We start from the raw sequence: 17,828 nt of genomic DNA, 5'->3' as shown, positions 1-17,828 counted from the left end.
CAACATAGTATTTGGTCATGCAGGAAAATAAGGAAATCCTTTCCATTGCATTGGTCCAGGCCGACCTCCATTGGGAAAATGTAACGGCTAACCTCGCGTCGTTCGAGGAAAAGCTTGCCGCATTGTCCGAGCCCGTGGACGTGATCGTGCTCCCGGAAATGTTCAACACCGGTTTCACGATGAATACCGCGTTGGCCGAGCCGGTGAACCTGACCACCACCCGCTGGATGAAGCAAATCGCAAAGCAGACGAACGCATTGGTGGTGGGAAGTTTCGCAGTAAATGACAAGGGCAGTTTTTTCAACCGCCTTTTTTGCGTACGCCCCGATGGCACCTATGCGCAAAGCGACAAGCGGCATCTCTTCCGGATGGGGGAGGAGAACAAATATTACACCGCGGGGAACAGCCGGTTGACGATCGAATGGAAGGGCTGGAAAATTTGCCCGCTGGTGTGCTATGATCTGCGGTTTCCGGTATGGAGCCGCAACATCCAAAATGATGCTTACGACATCCTGTTATATGTAGCGAACTGGCCCGCACGCCGCGCGCACGCGTGGAGCACGCTCTTGCAGGCGAGGGCAATCGAAAACCAGTGCTACGTGGTGGGAGTTAACCGCGTCGGGACCGACGGGAACGGTTTGCAATACCGCGGTGACTCCGTAGCGCTCGATTACCTGGGTGAGCCGCTTGTAATGCTCACGAACCAGGAGACCGAAAAGATTGTCCATATTTCAAGGACGGAGCTTGCCGCTTACCGGCAGGGCTTCCCCGCATTGTCGGACGCCGACGATTTTGAAATCCGTTGTTGAGGTATAGGACACATTGTCCTATACTTACTCAATCACTTTGGGTACCATTATATAGGTACTGTTTTTCGACGGTGCATTGAACAGGGCCTGCTCGCGGGAGAGCGTATTGGCGCCCTTATCTTCCCGCCAGTTATTTTCTTCGTCGAGCACGTGCGTCAAAGGTTCCACTCCCTGCGTATTGATTTCATTGAGCTGGTCCATCCAAGTAAGAACCGAGTCCATACTCTGCAAGAGCGCCGTTTCTTCCCCCGGCCTGATTTCAAGGCGTGCGAGGTGTGCAATCTTGTTAAGCGACTCCTGATCGATCTTCATGTATTTTAAGAATTTGTTAAGTTAACAGTCGCGCTATCTGCGGAAAGCCAAAATTACCGGAATTTTGTCATTCCGCTAGTGGTAGGCTCCCGGAAAATGAAGGACGGATCGCCTGACGGGCGGAAAAAATTTCGGGCGAAGGGAGGATTGATATAGTCAAATTTTAAGGGAGGGCGGAAACTCGCGGCCTCTGAAATTTAAAATTGTTGTCAAGACACATAGTAGGAGAAAAATAATATTTGCTTTTGTAGGGTAATCTTGAAATATTTTGAAACGCAAAGCTCCTCACTAAAAAACATGTTGTTACATATGAAAGCAAAGAGTGCAATTATATAGAGGTCCGGGGGGGGGGGGGGCGGTATATCCTTATAGATCAGTATTAAAACCAGAATTTTTACTAAAAATAGAAGGGAGGGGATTCTTTAAAATATGCAATTCAGAGGCGTTTGGAAGAAAAATCTGAGAAAAAATCTGCCGAAACGCTTGCTTTTTTTTAAAAGGAAAACTCATACTTTTGTAGATGTCGTTTATCTGAAAAGCATTCAAAATTTTATTTTACGAAAACCAGTTTAAACCAAAAGTTTTATTTAATTCACAACCAAAATCTCAATTTAACCTTTAAAAGTAAGTCTGATGGAAAAGAAAGCTACAAGTCCGGCACCAGCTCCAAAGCCTGCTGCGGCAGCATCTAAAGGCAAAGGCGGTTTGAACCCGGCATTGGTAATCCCTCTACTTTTTGCGATTGCACTTTGTGTTTACATTTTCGTGTTGGGGGCTCCTGAACACTTTAAAGATGGCGATCACGAAAAAGGACCTATCGATGGTGATTACTACGGAATCGTTTACAAGGGAGGTCCTATCGTACCTATCCTGATGACGTGTTTCCTTGTTGTATTAACCTTTACAATCGAGCGTCTGATCACTTTGAGCAAAGCCAGCGGAACGGGAAGCATCGATTCATTCGTTCGTAAAGTGAGAAGCCTGCTCGACAAAAACCAAATCGAAGAGGCTATCAAAGAGTGCGACAAACAAAAAGGATCTGTTGGTAATGTAATCAAAGCAGGTCTGCTGAAATACAAGCAGTTAACTACTGAAACTGCGCTCGATAAAGAGCAAAAACTGGCAGCTCTTCAGAAAGAGATCGAAGAAGCTACTACACTTGAACTTCCGATGCTTCCAGAAAAACCTTACCATTATCGCTACACTGGCGGGTGCGTCTACGCTCCTGGCACTTCTTGGAACGGTAATCGGTATGATCAAGGCGTTCGCGGCTTTGGGTACATCAGGTTCACCTGACTCCGCTGCTCTTGCGACCGGTATCTCCGAAGCGCTTATCAATACCGCTCTTGGTATCGGTACTTCCGCTATCGCGACAATCTCTTACGCTTACCTGAACAGCCGTGTTGACGATCTTACTTACAGCATCGACGAAATTGGCATGAGCCTCCAGTCGAACTTTGCTGCACATTATTAATAGTTCCCGGAACTATTTTATAATGAAGTTTCGTTAATATAAAAAAAACTTATATATTTGTATGGGAAAGGTAAGGCCTAAGAAACATGCGCCGCATACTGATATGACGGCCATGACGGATGTTGCCTTCTTGCTCTTGACGTTCTTCATTATGACGGCGACTTTTAAGTCGAACGATGCGGAGATTACAACACCTACATCGATTTCGCAGATCAAAGTCCCTGATGATGATATCATGGTCATCAGCATCGACAAAACCGGCAAAGTATTCTTCGGGGTTGATGCTCAACCCACAAGGGTAGCGATGCTGGACAACATCGGACAGGCAAAAGGTATCACGTTTACGGATACTGAAAAAGCCAAGTTCGCCCTTCAATCGAGTTTCGGGTTCCCATTGAACCAATTGAAGCCATGGTTGAACATGCCGAAGGAGCAAATGAGTCAGGTTAAACAGCCTGGTATTCCGGTTGACTCCACAGGCGCAAGCGAACTTGCTGACTGGGTGTATGCAGCTCGTAAGGCTAACAACGGCTTGCGGATCGCATTGAAAGGAGACAACCTCGCGAAGTTTCCTGCGTTCAAAGACGTATTGGCTAACCTTCAGTCGCAGAACATCAACAAGTTCAACCTGATTACGGGTAGTGAACAAGCACCGGCCGGTTATACAAACGAATAATGTTATCATTTAATAATTAGAAGAAATGGCAGCAATTGAAGAATCCGGTGGTGGTGGGCACGGTAAAGGTGATGGTAAGGTAAGGGCCAAGAAAATGTCCACCCGTGTGGATATGACCCCAATGGTGGACCTAGGATTTTTGCTTATTACTTTTTTCATGCTGGCGACAACCATGTCCAAGCCGACATCCATGTCGCTCGCTGTGCCTGATAAAACCGAAGATCAGGAAAAACCGACGGAACCTTTGAAAGCATCGAAAGTGCTTACCCTTTTTATGGGGGCTAACGACGATGTGTATTATCTGGATGGTATCGCTGCGGATGATGACAAAGCAGCCACTGAGTTGAAAACGACCCGTTACGGTCATGATCTCAGAAGCGTGATTTTCGCATCCCAGAAGCGTATCAACGCAGCTAATCCAAAGGATAAAGACGGTAATGAAGCGTTTGTGGTAGTAATCAAACCAACGGCGGTATCAACCTATAAGAATATGGTGGACGTACTGGACGAAATGGCGATTACAAAAACCAAACGTTATGCACTCGTGGACAATCTAACCGATTCGGAAAAGAAACTCCTGGGCGACAAGGTAATACCCAAAAACTAGTTTTAAATCAAAATTAATCACAGCGCCATGGCAGAGATAAGCCCGAATGCAACACTGGATGATATAGTGTTTGCGGATCGTAATAAGGCGTACGGAGCTTTTGAACTTCGTCAGGGATATCGCAGAGATGTGACGAAGGCCACGATAATCGGAGCTGCTCTTTTTGTTCTTGCTATGTTTACACCGTCGATCATCAACAGCTTGACGGCAGGCAAGGAGGAAGAGGCACCAATGGTTGAAGTGGATTTGATGAAGATCCCGCCGCCGCCAATTGACCCGGCAGAGCCGCCGCCACCACCGCCACCACCAGTGGAGGCACCCAAGGTGAATACAGTGAAGTTCTTGCCTCCTGAGGTTAAGAAAGATGAAGAGGTTCCCGAAGAGGTTCCACCACCAACAGTAGAAGAAATCAAAGAAGCTGTTGTTGCTGACAAAACCGTGGAGGGTGACCCTAATGCGAATGAAATCATCGTTGCGCCCGAAGCTGTTGCTGCGCCTAGCAAAGGAACAGTAGTAGAAGCAGCCCCTGAACCTGAAAAGGTATTTACAGTGGTTGAGCAACAACCGGAATTTCCAGGAGGTACCGCAGAAATGTACAAGTACCTTGGAAAAAATATCAAATACCCAAGTGCGGCATCCCGTGCTAACGTTTCAGGAAGGGTGTTCTTGTCCTTCGTGGTTAACACAGATGGAAGTATCCAGGATGTGCAGGTTTTGAAAGGATTGGGTTTTGGTTGCGATGAAGAGGCGATCCGCGTAGTGAAAGCTATGCCGAAATGGAAGCCTGGAAAGCAGTCAGGACGTGCAGTTCGTGTAAAATATAACTTGCCGATCAACTTCCAATTGGAGTAAAGCATGAGGCAGAAACCATTGCATGAAAAGCTCGGTGATCTGACCTCTTCGGTAATGGCTCTGGCATACGTAGGAGGAGGGGTCTTTTTGATCCTCTCCTCCTTCTCATTTAGATTGTTGCCGATCGGCAGCGTCTGGCGGTATGCTTTCGCTGGCACGCTTATTGTGTACGGCCTATACCGGGGATACAGAGTGTTGAGAAGAAATCAGGACGAGTCATGAACAAGAGACTGGCGGGATCACTGCTGCTGCTATCCCTCGGAGTAGCGGGACTATTAAGATGTACCTCATCCACCAGCGATTTGGACAATCCAAGGCAAGGAACGATTACAATTGCCGCGGATGAATCTTTTAAACCACTGGTGAACTCGCTGACGAGTGCCTATGAGGGAATTTACCCCAATGCACATTTCAATGTCGACTACAAGCCGGAACAGGAGGCGATCCGACAGTTACTGAATGATAGCGCGAGGATCGTTTTTGCAACGCGCCAGTTGAATGAAAAGGAGCTGGAAATCATCAAGAAGCAAAAAGGAAGCCATAAGTTCCAACATATTGCGACGGACGGACTTGCCCTGGTGATTGGAAAGAGCAACACGGATAGTCTCATCACAATTCCGGAGTTGAAAGCAATTATGGAAGGTAAAATCACCGATTGGGCGCAGATCAAGGGGCCACAGGAGGGATTGATCACATTGGTTTTCGACAATGCCAACGCAAGTAATCTGAACTTTGTGTTGAACAAGTTTGGCATCAAGGATATCCAAAAGCTGAGGATTATTTCAGCAGGGTCTAATGAGAATGTTATCAAGGATGTCAGGGAAAACCCGACACATCTCGGTTTCATCGGGGTGAACTGGATCAGTGACGGACATTCGCTAGCTTCGGAAGAGCTTTCGAAGGGGATCAGGGTGATGGGGGTTGCCAAAGACGCCCAACCCGATTCACTTTCGGACTATATTCAGCCGTTCCAGGCGGGATTGGAGTTCAAACGGTACCCGTTGTACAGAGATTTGTACATAATCAGCCGGGAAGGTTACCCCGGACTCGGCGGCGGGCTGATGACCTACATCGCCCGCGACGTGGGCGGGCTGATTATCCAGAAAATGGGTTTATTGCCGACGGTGGTTTATCCCAGGGAACTGGAAGTCAAGAAAGAGTTATAGTGAAAGTAAACAATTAGTAGATTTGGGGCTTGTTATTGAAAAACCAAGTTTTTTATCATTATTTTAACCGGGTAAAAAATGAACAGAAACATGAGATTGAAATTAGTAGCATTGGTATTTGGTTTATTGGCGTTTGTAAACTTGCACGCACAAACGGTACAGGATGGCTTGGCATTAATTCACGGAGAACGTTATAACGAAGCAGGTGATTTGTTCAAAAAGCTTGCCGAAGGAAGCCCTTCTGCTGATAACCAATATTACCTTGGTTATTACTATATTAAAACCAACCAATTGGACGAGGCGCAGAAAGCATTCGATAAGGGCCTTACGCTGGACGATAAATCTTACCTGAACAAAGTAGGGCAAGGAACCGTTGCGCTGGCAAAGGGTGATCGTGCGAAAGCGAAGGAATTGTTTGACGAAGCTGAAAAGAAGAAAAAGAAAGACGCAGAAGTTCTTTTCAGAATTGGCGAAGCTTATACATTGTTCGAGAAAAATAATGACCCCGCTGAGGCGATCCGCCTGCTTGACCTCGCCATAGCACGTGACAAGAATCTGGCAGATGCGTACCTTGCAAAGGGAGATGCCCTGATGTTGCGCAACGAGGGCGGTAACGCGGTAACTGCTTACGAATATGCATTAACCGCAAAACCAAACTACGCAGTGGCACACAATGCGATCGGTTCTGTTTACCTCCGTGGTAAAAACTACAACCTCGCGTTGGAAAACTACAAAAAGGCGATTGAGGCGGATCCAAACTTCGCTCCTGCATATAAAGACCTGGCCGAGCTTTACTTCCTCGCTCAGAAATACAAGCAAGCAGCTGAGAACTTCGATCTTTACCTGCAGAAAAGCGGTAGCACCGATCCTGAAATGAAACTTCGTGGCGCGCAGTTCGCATTTACTGCCGACGATTACGCGAAATCGCTCCAGTTCCTGGAAGAAGCAAAGGGCAAGATTAACAACCCGATCACAAAGCGTATGTACGGATGGGCTTATTTTAAAACCAATAAGCCTGATTCGGCAATCCAGAACCTGGAAGAATTCATCAAAATCGCCCCTGACAAAGTAATCGGTGACGACTATAAATACCTCGGACGTGCGCTCAATGCGAAGTCAACGGATGGCAAAGGCTACGACTCGTTGGGTATGGAATATATTAAGAAAGGTGCCGAAATGGATACCAGCAAAACGGAGGCTGCCGCTGCATACAAGGAAGTCGCAAGCTTGTACTATGCTGCGAAAGATTTTCCGAAGGCCGCCGCTGCTTACGAAAAAGGTAACAGCCTGGATACCGCCAAGGCCTCTGCCAATGACTATTATTACGAGGGGCTTGCCAACTTCCAGACCGCTCAGGGAATTGTCGTGCCGAAATCAGGTGACCCCAACTTCGCTGACAGTTTGAAAATCGCGACCGACAAACGTAATCTTTACTTGAAAGCAGATTCTATCTTCGCCACCGTAACCCGTAAATTGCCGGATTGGCCATACGGATACTACTGGCGTGCAAGTGCGCTTTACAACGCGTATGACAGACAGGAGAACATCGACAAAGGTATCTCACAGCCTTACTACCTGAAACTGGCGGAACTGGCCGAGAAGGATCCTGATCCGAGTAAGTTCAAGTCTTATCTGAGATTGGCTTATGGTTATCTTGCATTCCACGCTCAGTCGACCTTGAAGGACGAAGCGAAAGCGAAGGAGTATTGGGAGAAATTGCTCAAAGTAGATCCCGATAATGCTGCTGCGAAGGAAGCGTTAGGACTTGCGGTTGCCCAACCGGCACAGCAGCCCGCCGCTGCCGGTACCGCAGCGAAACCTGCTCCGAAGAAGAAATAATTCTGAAAGGCTCTTAATAAGAAAGCCGCCCGATTCGGGCGGCTTTCTTGCTTTATGAGCTCTCGATTTTTTCTGACAAATAGGTTTTAGTGCTAATTCAAAGAGGAAAGTCTCGCAAAACACGTGTTCAGCACAGGTAAGTGAACAGTTGCATAATGGTCGTAACACCATTGCCTAAGCCTTTTGATCTCAGCGGGCATTAACATGCGGATCGCTTTTCTGAGTTCTTTTTCAAATAATTTCCGGTCGAAGCTGACTTTTTGAAGAATAATTTTAATGTATTCAAGCATCGAGGCCATAGTATTATGTAGTTTTGTGGTTTAGGGACAACGATAAAACAAAAGAAACCCTTTAAAACGCTTCGTTTTCAGCAATTCCTAATAAAGATAACGAAAAACTGAAATGAAATTATATGCGTTATTAAATATTTTTTTGTGTTTTTCTGGTATCACGTTGGCGCAGAGCACTGAAAACCTCGCGACGATCGAATATGGTTCGAAAAACCTGACATTGGATCAACCATTTTTGATATCGGTCGTTTTGAGGGATGTCGAAACCAGGCCGTCGGTTATCTTCCCTGAAATCAAGGACTTGGAGAAGAGAAGCAAGTCGGCTACAAGTTCCGTGAGCACGGTGGACGGGCGAAAGGTGGTTATACAGACGATTACACAGGAGTATTACGCGAAAAAGGCGGGCAATTATTTGATCCCCGAGTTTACATTAGCTGTGAACAGCCTCAGATTACGCTCCGAAGAAACCATGGTTGTTTTCGCGAAGGCGGGGGATAACAGCGGGAATGCCCCGGCCGAAGAAAATGTGGATGTAACGGAGGTCGAGGATAACGGGCAGCTAGTCTTTTTGTCCGTGCAAACCGATAAAAAGCAGGTTTATATCCGCCAGGGTTTTGCGGTGAGAATATCACTCTACATCGCCGAAAATGCGCCGGTGGAAATGGAGTTTTACCGGTTTAACGAACAGTTGCAGGCGATACTGAAGGCTATCAGGCCTGTGAACTGCTGGGAAGAAAATATCGGGGTCGAGGAAATCATAAAACGAAAGGTAACGATTCGCGGGCGGAAGTACGCCGAGTACAATATGTATCAGGCCAGGCTCTTTCCGATCACAACGGAAGACATCGTGCTGCCATCGGTGAAGCTGGATATGCTCGTGACCGAAACAGGACGCGCCGTAAACGTAGAAAACAAACTGGTGAAGGCCTTCCGGTCAAGGCCGGTGAGGGTCGAGGTGCGCCAGTTGCCCGACCATCCGCTACGCGATCAGGTTGCCGTGGGCCAGTATAGCTTAAAAGAGCGTTTGTCAAGCGATCTCGTGTATCCGGGCGAGAGCGTCAGATACATGTTTAAAATCGAAGGAGTAGGGAACATTGCCGCCATTCCGGCGCCTATGATACAGGCCAATTCGTCCTTTGACATTTATCCGCCGGAAGTCAGCCAGGTCGTCAAACGGAGCTACCAAAGCGTAATAGGAGAAAAGACATTCGACTATTTCGTAGTTCCCCGGAAAGACGGTGAATTTCCGCTAAGCCGGTATTTCCATTGGATTTACTTCGATGTGGAGAAACAGAAATACGATACATTGACCTCGGCATCCTCATTGGAAGTCAGGGGAGACGATTATAAACTCGCTAATCTGTCGCTCAGCGGCTCCTCGGGTTTGTACGATAACCTGGAAAACCTTGACAGCAGCAGAGAGACGATCGATTATAAAAAGATATTGAAAGATTTAACCAACACCGTCATCGTATTGTTGTTGGTAACAATGATTTGGGTATTTAGAAAGTAAGTTTTAATGGGCAGTACATACGGAAAAATATTTAAGATAGCGACTTTCGGCGAGTCGCACGGAGCAGGAATCGGTGTCGTGATCGAAGGATGCCCCGCCGGCGTCACATTTGACTCCGATTTTATACAAAGCGAACTTACCCGCAGAAAGCCGGGACAGTCCCGGATTACCACGCAGCGAAAGGAAGCCGACGAGTTTGAAGTTTTGTCCGGCGTATTTGAAGGAAAAACGACCGGTACGCCCATTGCAATGGTGATCCGGAACGAGGACCAGCGGAGCAAGGATTACTCGCATATAGCGGCGCAATTCAGGCCTTCGCACGCTGATTATACTTATCAGGTTAAATACGGGATACGGGATTATCGCGGCGGCGGGCGCAGTTCCGCGCGCGAGACAGCCGCCCGCGTGGCCGCAGGTGCGCTTGCGAAGCTGATGCTGGCCGGGTTGGGCATAAATATTCAGGCGTACGTTTCCCAGGTTGGTACTATGAAGCTCACGAAGGGCTATCAGGAACTGGACCTTTCGGAAACCGAGAATAACGCTGTACGCTGCCCGGACCCTGAAATGGCGCAGCAAATGTTCGATTACATCGATAGCATTCGTAAGCAGGGCGATTCTATCGGCGGCGTGGTGAATTGTGTTGTGAAGGGCACTCCCGCGGGTTGGGGAGAACCTGTTTTTGATAAACTTCATGCAGAGCTCGGCAAAGCGATGCTTAGCATTAATGCGGTGAAAGGTTTCGAATACGGCAGCGGATTCGACGGCGTGCTGCTTACGGGCTCACAGCACAACGACGCATTCTACACCGATGAAAATGGCGACGTGCATACGCGAACCAATCATTCGGGCGGTATTCAAGGTGGTATTTCTAACGGCGAGGATATTTATTTCCGTGTTGCATTCAAGCCTGTGGCTACGATTATGCAGGATCAGGAAAGCGTGGATCAGTTTGGTAGTGTAGCCATTGTGCAGGGAAAGGGCCGGCACGACCCGTGCGTGGTGCCACGCGCAGTACCTATCGTGGAAGCTATGGCTGCCCTGGTTCTGGCGGATTTTTACCTGAGGAACAGATCCGCGAAACTGTAATCAGGCCCTGTGACGCCTGCGACGCTGGTTGAGGCATAGCACCAGCCAGATGGTCCCGATGAATTCGATCGCAAGCCCGCTCAGAATGACCGGGTCGCTGAATTGGGTTTTGGCCGAGTTTAAAAACGAACCGGTCGCCAATACGATCATACCGGCAAGCAGAATAAGTACAGCGTTTCTCAGGTTAAGTTTCACTGACTACATATTTCGTTCCACAATAAGTATCGTCGATATTCCCTTACCGAATATAGGCATTCGCTTTGAGAAATGCTATTAAAACACAAAATGGCCCTCAGTGGGCCATTTTGTGTTATTTTTTTGTAGTTATATTACCTGCGTTTTACCGGGGATTGCGACAGGGTAAAGCCCGTCCGGACCTGGCAGGACCTTCGGAGACGCGTCCCATGCAAGTTTATCAGGGAACAGGTTGATATCCGAGTTCAACGCTTCTTCCCATTTGATCATTTTGCCGGAATAAGTCGCCATACGGCCCATGATTGCGGTCATTGTGCTTTTCGCGCCGTTTTCAGCGTCGGCGAATTTATATTCACCTTTTGCGATAGCAGCAAAAAGCTCATCGTGTTCTACCTGATACGGGTTTTTATCACCCTTGTCGTCGTGCTGGTAAATCACACCACCTTTGTAATCTTTCAGGATGGTTTTCTTGCCATCGAAGCTATCGATACGGCCTTTGGTACCAACGAATGCCTCGTCAACGCGGTTCCAGGTTCCTTCGAACTGGCGGCATTGGCTGGAAATCACGGTTCCGTCGGCGTAGATTAGGTCGAGGGTATGGTGGTCAAAAATCTCGCCATAGGCTTTGCCGGTGCGCACCTGGCGGCCGCCGGTTCCCTGGATCGACACCGGATAGCCTTTCTTCACCCAGTTGGCCACGTCGATATTATGCACGTGCTGCTCCGAAATGTGGTCGCCGCAAAGCCAGTTGAAGTAATACCAGTTTCTCATCTGGTATTCCATTTCAGTCTGGTTAGGCTGGCGCTCCTTCATCCAGGGGCTGCTTCCCACCCAGTACACCTGACCGCCCACGATATCCCCCAGCGCGCCGTCGTGAATGCGTTTGATCGCCTCGCGGTAATTGGCCTGGTAATGACGTTGCAAACCTACTACCACATTCAGTTTTTTCTTTTTGGCCTCTTCCGCAACTTCAAGCACTTTGCGGATACCCGGTGCGTCGGTAGCAACCGGTTTTTCCATGAAAATGTGCTTGTTGTTTTTCACAGCCTCTTCGAAATGCGAAGGACGGAAGCCGGGAGGCGTTGCGAGGATAACCACATCCACATCTTTCAATGCGATGGCCTTTTTGAATGCATCGAATCCCACAAACTTCCGGTCTTCGGGAACATCTACTTTCGTTTTGATGTCAACCGGCTGTCCGGCAGCATTTTTGTATTTTTTAGCTGTCAGGTTTTTGTAAGAATCTTCAAGACGGTCCTTGAAAGCATCGGCCATGGCCACAATCTGCACATTTTGCGAAGTACTCAATGCCTGTGCGGCCGCACCGGTTCCACGCCCGCCGCAGCCGATAAGCGCTACCTTGATCGTCTCGTCCACCGAGCTGTTGAAGCCATAGCCCGTAAACGGGTTCAGGATGGCACCGCCGGCGATCAGACCCGATGCTTTCAAAAAATTACGTCTGTTCTGTTCCATTTCGAATTAAGAGTTTAAATATGATCAGTAGTCTTCAATCAACTTGGGGCTGTAATAAGCTTTGATTTCCTCCGGTGAAGGCGTTTTAAGCGGTCGTACGATGCGGAAACCTACAAACGACGCGCTGGTCATCCACCACTCCGATTTCGGCAACTGCGGGTCGAGGATTTTCCATTCGGGTTTCGACGCCACGCGTGCCGCGCTGCGAAGATCGGCCGCTTCGTCGTCCCACGAACCGCCGCGAACGGAGGTAGGGTAAAGTTCTGTCACCGGCGCGTAAGCCTCTCCAGCAGGCTTTTTGGCATAATAATCAGGAATGTACTGGTCGAGGGTCCATTCCATCACGTTTCCATGCATGTCGTACAGGCCCCATGCATTGGGCTTTTTTTGTCCTACCTTTTTGTAAGCGGCGTCGCTGTTCTTGCGGTACCAGGCATATTCATCGATTTTGGACTCGTCGCCGAACGAATAAGGAGTTTTAGAACCCGCACGGCAGGCATATTCCCATTCGGCTTCGGTAGGCAGACGGTAAAAAACGCCGGTTTTTTCATATAGCCACTTGCAGAAGTAGATCGCCGCATATTGTGTCATATTGATCGCAGGATAGCCCGAACGGCCCATTCCGAAAGACATATCTACGTAAGGAGGGGAGGGGCGGGTGCTGGCGTCGGTTTTCTGAACGCTCTTGTCCGGATCGGGATGGCGTGCCGCCATTTCCTTTTCCATATTTTTGAAAGCGTACAAATCGTAAATGTCCCAGATCACCTCGTATTTGCCCATCCAGAAAGGCTCGATTTTGACCTTGTGCTGTGGGCCTTCGTCAGTCCTGCGGCCTTTTTCATTGGCCGGGCTTCCCATCAGGAACTCACCGCCGGGAATCGCGACCATGTCGTAACTCAGGGGGCTTCCTCCGATTTTTTGGGTATAATTTTTAAAATTACTGTCCTGCGCTACTGCTTTAAAACAAAGAAAAACGGTTAAGATTAGGTAAAATGATTGTTTGGACATGATAATGAATGTGTTCAATGGAACCATCTAACTGAATATAAGTGGCAATATTAGCCTATTTACCCTATGAAAGCGAATTTTTTCTTTGTTGTTTGATATCTGTCCTAACTTTGCATACACAGAATTTCACAGTCTAATCATGAATTATCTTTCGGCGGAAAATATCGCAAAGTCGTTCGGCGACCGGTGGCTTTTCAGGAATATCAGTTTCGGAATCAGTAAAGGAGATAAAGTGGCGTTGATCGGGACCAACGGAACGGGAAAGACGACGTTTCTGAATATTCTGACAGGTAAAATCCCTGCCGACGAAGGTGAAGTAAGCGTCCGTAAAGACATTCGCGTAGGTTACCTCGACCAAAGCCCCGCTTTCGACGAAGCCCTGCCGGTGCTCGAAGTGATATTCTCCTCGAATAACCCGGTAGCGCAAGTTGTGAAACGCTACGAGCACGCCATCGAAAGCGACAATCATGAAGAGCTTGCCCAGGTAATGGAGGATATGGACAAGCTCAATGCGTGGGATTTTGAATACAGGACTAAGGAAATTCTCGGAAGACTGGGGATTCATCATACCGACAATGCTTACGGAACGCTCTCCGGAGGTCAGCGGAAGCGTGTCGCACTGGCCAAGGTCCTGCTGGAAGATCCCGATTTGCTGATTCTCGACGAACCTACCAACCACCTCGACCTCGATACGGTCGAATGGCTTGAAGAATACCTCAATACTTCGAATACGACCTTGCTGGTGGTCACGCACGACCGTTACTTTCTCGATACGGTTTGCAACCAGATGCTCGAACTCGACCATGGCTCGGCATATACTTATAAAGGGAACTACTCCTATTTCCTCGAAAAAAAGGCGGAGCGCGAAGAACTCGAAGCCGCGACGATCGACAAGGCGCGTAACCTCATGCGCAAGGAGCTGGAATGGATCAGAAGACAGCCGAAGGCACGGGGTACGAAAGCCAAATACCGCATCGACGCATTCGAGGATTTGAAGGAAAAAGCCAGCCAGAAGAAGTTCGATGTACAAATGGAGCTGAATGTACGAACGTCGCGATTAGGCAGCAAAATCATCGAGCTCGAAAATGTCAGTAAAGGTTTCGGCGGGCGCGAGTTGATCAAAAACTTCGAGTACACATTCCGCCGCGGCGACCGCATTGGCGTGGTCGGGAAAAACGGAATGGGGAAATCGACGTTGCTGAACATGATTACCGGCGAATTGCAACCCGATGCCGGCAGGATCACAACCGGCGAGACGGTCCGTTTCGGCTATTACAAACAAACGGACCTGGTTTTCAACGAGAACCAGCGCGTGATCGACATCGTGAAGGATGTAGCCGAAGTAGTTCAGCTCGGTACCGGCGAAACCGTGACCGTCAGCCACCTATTGCAGGCGTTCCTGTTTTCGCCTTCGAAACAATATGATTTTATTTCCAAACTCAGCGGAGGAGAAAGGCGTCGTTTGCAGCTTCTGTTAATCCTGATCAAACAGCCGAACTTCCTGATCCTCGATGAGCCTACGAACGACCTGGATATCGATAGCCTGAATGTGCTCGAAGAATTTTTGCTCAACTTTCCGGGTTGCCTGATGATCGTTTCCCACGACCGCTACTTCCTGGACAGGCTGGTTCAGCACATTTTTGTGTTTGAAGGAGATGGCAGGATCAGTGATTTTCCGGGCAATTACACTGAGCTGCGTGATTACCAGGATGAGCGGGAGGCCGAAAAGAAACTGGCGGCCGGCAATACGCCTCCCCGTCCCGCGGCTCCCGTCCCTGCGGCTCCGAAAGAGTCGGCTGCCGCGCCTGCGACCGCCTCGAAGCGGAAGCTGAGTTACAAGGAACAAAAGGAAATGGAACAGCTCGAAGCCGATATTGCTCAAATGGAGGTGACCAAAGCACAACTTGTCGAAAACCTGAACAGAGGCGGTTCGCACGAGGATTTAGCCAAATGGTCGCGGCAGATCGAGGAAATCAATGAAAGTCAGGCGGATAAGGAAATGCGCTGGCTGGAACTTTCCGAAAATGCTTAATTTTAAACAGTCAACAAACCGGCAATAGCGCGCCACTGTCAGCACGCGGGCCCTCTTATAGATTACGAGATATGAATTCAATCGTCGAGTTTTTTCAGTATATTCTTAATTCGGAGGAGATTATCCGCACGGGCGGGCTCCTGGTGATTACTTTTATCGTATTTGCTGAAAACGGCCTGTTCTTCGCATTTTTCCTGCCGGGGGGATTATCTCGTGTTCCTGGCCGGCGTTTTTTGTGGAACCGGCATCCTCGACGTTCCGATTCTCATCCTGCTGATCAGCATGCTGACGGCGGCTATATTAGGTTCGCTGGTAGGCTATATTTTCGGGAAGTATTTCGGGGATATGTTTGAAAACAGGCCGGATTCCTTCTTTTTCAAGAAAAAGCACATCGAAACTACCCGGAATTATTTTGAAAAATATGGAAGCCGGACTCTGATTATCAGTCGGTTCCTTCCTATCGTGCGTACATTCGCCCCCATTCTCGCTGGACTTGTGAAAATGTCGTTTCCCGCGTTCCTGATCAATAATGTAGTCGGAGGAGCGATCTGGATTTTTACATTGACGGGCGGAGGTTATCTTTTCGGGGAGAAGTTTCCTTGGATCGTCGACTATGTTCAGTACATAATCCTCTTTTTCCTGGCCATCACCACATTTACGGTTATCAAAGGGTATTTGAATGCCCGGAAAGGAATGGCCGAATAAGCTAAACCGGTGCTGGCAAAGCCTTCTCTTTTTTGGACATGCTGTGTTTCGGCAATGCCGACTTACCTTTGAACAGCACCGTGACTACAAGCGAGATGTCGAGCTGCAAGGTTATTGCCAGCTTTTGGAGTATCTGTATATCCAGTTTTCGGTAATGTACCGTTCCGTAAAACGCAAAAGAAAGTGCCTCTTCGGAACCGGGTACCTGAGGCAGTTATTGTAATTCCACCAGGTGTCGGTAATCAGGAAGACCATTCTTTTAAACCGTCCTCTTCCTTGAACCACCCCGAATAGATCAGATAGTTATTCGCCGTCCGGTCAATAACAGCATTCAATTCAGGCGAAACGTCTTTCAGATATTTGGCGGGATTGCCCGCGTAAATCGTGCCGGGAGGGACTTTGGTGCCCTGGGTAACGATAGCGCCAGCGGCGATGATTGAGCCTTCTCCCACAACCGCGCCGTCCATGACGATGGCCCCCATCCCGATCAGCACATGGTCTTCGATGGTACAGCCGTGTACAATAGCGTTATGTGCGATAGAAACATAATTCCCGATCGTCGTTGCGAAACGCTGATAGGTACAATGTATCACAGCACCGTCCTGAACGTTGGAATGGTGCCCGATACGGATGCTGTTTACATCGCCGCGGACCACCGCATTGAACCACACAGTACAATTTTTACCCATCACCACATCGCCTACAATCGTAGCGTTTTCTGCAAACCAGCAACTCTCGTCGAACGTTGGGTGATGCCCGCGGACGGATTTTATCAGTGCCATGATCTTATTTTTATTATATTTTGGGCAATATCCGTTTTTCAGTGCGAAAAATAAATATATTTCGTTGTTGAATTAACAATTTGCCAGGTTATGCCGTCAGCCGCCAAAGTTTCAAAAGGAAGCTTGCTTATCGCCAAGCCATTTCTGGGCGATCCCAACTTTGAAAGGGGAGTGATCCTCATGTGCGAGCATAATGAGCAGGGAAGTTTCGGGTTCGTGTTGAACCAGACCACCGATCTTTTCCTCGGGGACGTGTTGGAAGAAACCATCTACCAGGATGTTATCCTTCACCTTGGAGGTCCTGTTGAAAAAAATACACTGCATTTTATTCACCGCCGCCCCGACCTTGTAACAGGAGGAACGGAGATCATGAAAGACGTCTATTGGGGAGGCGATTTTAACAATGTAAAAACGCTTCTGAACCTGAACACTTTGAAACCGGAAGACGTGATGTTCTTTATCGGCTACTCGGGATGGAGTGGCGGGCAGCTCGACGAGGAGATCAAACAGGACTCGTGGATTATTTCCAGCACTACGTCCGACTTTCTGTTTTCAACACCTCCGGGCAATTTCTGGCGTGAAATTCTCCGGAATATGGGCGGCGAGTATCGCTCCATCGCCCATTACCCGATCGATCCACGCCTGAACTAGTCGTCAGTTTGGCTGATCCAGCCCTCTAACGGATTCGTAATCCGATTTAATGCGGGCTACTTCCCGGGTCAGGAAATGCTGTAATTCTTCGTTGAAAGCCTTTTTCTCGTCTGCCGGAAGCGAAGCGTACAAATCTTTCAATTCCTGATTAATTTCCGCTCTTTCCTGGTTCGTTGCCGCATTCATCGAACGAATGTGGAACCGTTTGAAATCATATTTCGACATAACCGATGTGGGATAAGGGTACAAAACTACGGAAAACCGTTTAGCAACTGAAATTAACCTTCGGCCCGGGTTTGAAGCCACTGCTGTACATTCACCAGAAATGCCAGAAGGATATTGAACGTGAAAGACGCCG

17 protein-coding genes and 2 pseudogenes are annotated in these 17,828 nt (G+C 48.4%); 12 read left to right on the top strand and 7 right to left on the bottom strand.

Translation table 11 applies throughout. The features are described 5' to 3' along the window. Window positions 1-17: 17 nt before the first annotated feature. Window positions 18-809 (top strand): amidohydrolase, encoded by a 792-nt coding sequence (locus tag ABV298_RS12630; RefSeq protein WP_353722453.1) that lies wholly within the window; start codon window positions 18-20, stop codon window positions 807-809. Between the two features lie 24 nt (window positions 810-833). Here the strand turns inward: ABV298_RS12630 and gatC are convergent, their stop codons facing one another. Beyond that, complete coding sequence (gene gatC, locus ABV298_RS12625) at window positions 834-1,121, bottom strand: Asp-tRNA(Asn)/Glu-tRNA(Gln) amidotransferase subunit GatC (protein ID WP_353722452.1); 288 nt, start codon at window positions 1,119-1,121, stop codon at window positions 834-836. A gap of 633 nt (window positions 1,122-1,754) precedes the next feature. On the opposite strand from gatC, the pseudogene ABV298_RS12620 reads away from it, so the two are divergent. The 6 genes and pseudogenes from ABV298_RS12620 (at window position 1,755) to ABV298_RS12595 (ending at window position 7,735) form a co-directional block, all read left to right on the top strand. Continuing rightward, window positions 1,755-2,595, top strand: a pseudogene (locus ABV298_RS12620) (MotA/TolQ/ExbB proton channel family protein). 61 nt (window positions 2,596-2,656) lie between these two features. After that, the gene (locus ABV298_RS12615; RefSeq protein WP_353722451.1) at window positions 2,657-3,271 is read left to right on the top strand and encodes a biopolymer transporter ExbD; all 615 of its coding nucleotides are present in this window, start codon (window positions 2,657-2,659) and stop codon (window positions 3,269-3,271) included. A gap of 25 nt (window positions 3,272-3,296) precedes the next feature. Then, window positions 3,297-3,878, top strand: coding sequence for a biopolymer transporter ExbD (locus tag ABV298_RS12610; protein WP_353722450.1), 582 nt, complete (start codon window positions 3,297-3,299; stop codon window positions 3,876-3,878). Window positions 3,879-3,905: 27 nt separating this feature from the next. Next, window positions 3,906-4,730, top strand: coding sequence for a TonB family protein (locus ABV298_RS12605; protein WP_353722449.1), 825 nt, complete (start codon window positions 3,906-3,908; stop codon window positions 4,728-4,730). Between the two features lie 218 nt (window positions 4,731-4,948). Beyond that, entirely contained in the window at window positions 4,949-5,896 is a 948-nt protein-coding gene (locus ABV298_RS12600) for a substrate-binding domain-containing protein (protein WP_353722448.1), read from the top strand. A 90-nt stretch (window positions 5,897-5,986) separates the two neighbouring features. Further along, window positions 5,987-7,735, top strand: a complete 1,749-nt coding sequence (locus ABV298_RS12595) for a tetratricopeptide repeat protein (protein ID WP_353722447.1) — start codon at window positions 5,987-5,989, stop codon at window positions 7,733-7,735. Between the two features lie 92 nt (window positions 7,736-7,827). Here ABV298_RS12595 and ABV298_RS12590 read toward each other — a convergent pair whose 3' ends face one another. Continuing rightward, window positions 7,828-8,034, bottom strand: a complete 207-nt coding sequence (locus tag ABV298_RS12590) for a hypothetical protein (RefSeq protein WP_353722446.1) — start codon at window positions 8,032-8,034, stop codon at window positions 7,828-7,830. 154 nt (window positions 8,035-8,188) lie between these two features. On the opposite strand from ABV298_RS12590, the gene ABV298_RS12585 reads away from it, so the two are divergent. Beyond that, complete coding sequence (locus ABV298_RS12585; RefSeq protein WP_353722445.1) at window positions 8,189-9,538, top strand: BatD family protein; 1,350 nt, start codon at window positions 8,189-8,191, stop codon at window positions 9,536-9,538. 6 nt (window positions 9,539-9,544) lie between these two features. After that, a complete protein-coding gene (gene aroC / locus ABV298_RS12580; RefSeq protein WP_353722444.1) occupies window positions 9,545-10,624 on the top strand; it encodes a chorismate synthase in 1,080 nt (359 codons plus the stop codon). Here the strand turns inward: aroC and ABV298_RS12575 are convergent, their stop codons facing one another. The 3 genes from ABV298_RS12575 to ABV298_RS12565 form a co-directional block, all read right to left on the bottom strand. Then, on the bottom strand, window positions 10,625-10,819 hold the full coding sequence (locus tag ABV298_RS12575) for a hypothetical protein (protein WP_353722443.1): 195 nt from the start codon (window positions 10,817-10,819) through the stop codon (window positions 10,625-10,627). A gap of 129 nt (window positions 10,820-10,948) precedes the next feature. Next, a complete protein-coding gene (locus ABV298_RS12570; protein ID WP_353722442.1) occupies window positions 10,949-12,292 on the bottom strand; it encodes a Gfo/Idh/MocA family oxidoreductase in 1,344 nt (447 codons plus the stop codon). A 24-nt stretch (window positions 12,293-12,316) separates the two neighbouring features. Continuing rightward, window positions 12,317-13,327 (bottom strand): formylglycine-generating enzyme family protein, encoded by a 1,011-nt coding sequence (locus ABV298_RS12565; protein ID WP_353722441.1) that lies wholly within the window; start codon window positions 13,325-13,327, stop codon window positions 12,317-12,319. A 112-nt stretch (window positions 13,328-13,439) separates the two neighbouring features. Here ABV298_RS12565 and abc-f point away from each other — a divergent pair, with 112 nt between their 5' ends. Continuing rightward, entirely contained in the window at window positions 13,440-15,332 is a 1,893-nt protein-coding gene (abc-f, locus tag ABV298_RS12560; protein ID WP_353722440.1) for a ribosomal protection-like ABC-F family protein, read from the top strand. A gap of 71 nt (window positions 15,333-15,403) precedes the next feature. Further along, window positions 15,404-16,037, top strand: a pseudogene (locus ABV298_RS12555) (VTT domain-containing protein). 242 nt (window positions 16,038-16,279) lie between these two features. Here ABV298_RS12555 and ABV298_RS12550 read toward each other — a convergent pair. Beyond that, entirely contained in the window at window positions 16,280-16,819 is a 540-nt protein-coding gene (locus ABV298_RS12550) for a gamma carbonic anhydrase family protein (RefSeq protein ID WP_353722439.1), read from the bottom strand. Window positions 16,820-16,909: 90 nt separating this feature from the next. Here ABV298_RS12550 and ABV298_RS12545 point away from each other — a divergent pair, with 90 nt between their 5' ends. Beyond that, complete coding sequence (locus ABV298_RS12545) at window positions 16,910-17,470, top strand: YqgE/AlgH family protein (protein ID WP_353722438.1); 561 nt, start codon at window positions 16,910-16,912, stop codon at window positions 17,468-17,470. A gap of 3 nt (window positions 17,471-17,473) precedes the next feature. Here ABV298_RS12545 and ABV298_RS12540 read toward each other — a convergent pair whose 3' ends face one another. Then, window positions 17,474-17,695: a hypothetical protein gene (locus ABV298_RS12540; protein ID WP_353722437.1), complete on the bottom strand. Its 222-nt coding sequence runs from the start codon at window positions 17,693-17,695 to the stop codon at window positions 17,474-17,476. Window positions 17,696-17,828 lie beyond the last annotated feature (133 nt).

The sequence above is a fragment of the Dyadobacter sp. 676 genome (assembly GCF_040448675.1).
Taxonomy (GTDB): Bacteria; Bacteroidota; Bacteroidia; order Cytophagales; family Spirosomataceae; genus Dyadobacter.
Note: the sequence above shows the minus strand (reverse complement) of the source record. Positions and strands in the feature narration are given on the sequence as shown.

Coding starts and splice junctions, on each gene's coding strand:
- aroC (WP_353722444.1), top strand. CDS start 9,545: ATGGGCAGTACATACGGAAAAATATTTAAGATAGCGACTTTCGGCGAG.
- ABV298_RS12630 (WP_353722453.1), top strand. CDS start 18: ATGCAGGAAAATAAGGAAATCCTTTCCATTGCATTGGTCCAGGCCGAC.
- ABV298_RS12605 (WP_353722449.1), top strand. CDS start 3,906: ATGGCAGAGATAAGCCCGAATGCAACACTGGATGATATAGTGTTTGCG.
- gatC (WP_353722452.1), bottom strand. CDS start 1,121: ATGAAGATCGATCAGGAGTCGCTTAACAAGATTGCACACCTCGCACGC.
- ABV298_RS12565 (WP_353722441.1), bottom strand. CDS start 13,327: ATGGTTCCATTGAACACATTCATTATCATGTCCAAACAATCATTTTAC.
- abc-f (WP_353722440.1), top strand. CDS start 13,440: ATGAATTATCTTTCGGCGGAAAATATCGCAAAGTCGTTCGGCGACCGG.
- ABV298_RS12600 (WP_353722448.1), top strand. CDS start 4,949: ATGAACAAGAGACTGGCGGGATCACTGCTGCTGCTATCCCTCGGAGTA.
- ABV298_RS12570 (WP_353722442.1), bottom strand. CDS start 12,292: ATGGAACAGAACAGACGTAATTTTTTGAAAGCATCGGGTCTGATCGCC.
- ABV298_RS12615 (WP_353722451.1), top strand. CDS start 2,657: ATGGGAAAGGTAAGGCCTAAGAAACATGCGCCGCATACTGATATGACG.
- ABV298_RS12610 (WP_353722450.1), top strand. CDS start 3,297: ATGGCAGCAATTGAAGAATCCGGTGGTGGTGGGCACGGTAAAGGTGAT.
- ABV298_RS12590 (WP_353722446.1), bottom strand. CDS start 8,034: ATGGCCTCGATGCTTGAATACATTAAAATTATTCTTCAAAAAGTCAGC.
- ABV298_RS12550 (WP_353722439.1), bottom strand. CDS start 16,819: ATGGCACTGATAAAATCCGTCCGCGGGCATCACCCAACGTTCGACGAG.
- ABV298_RS12540 (WP_353722437.1), bottom strand. CDS start 17,695: ATGTCGAAATATGATTTCAAACGGTTCCACATTCGTTCGATGAATGCG.
- ABV298_RS12595 (WP_353722447.1), top strand. CDS start 5,987: ATGAGATTGAAATTAGTAGCATTGGTATTTGGTTTATTGGCGTTTGTA.
- ABV298_RS12545 (WP_353722438.1), top strand. CDS start 16,910: ATGCCGTCAGCCGCCAAAGTTTCAAAAGGAAGCTTGCTTATCGCCAAG.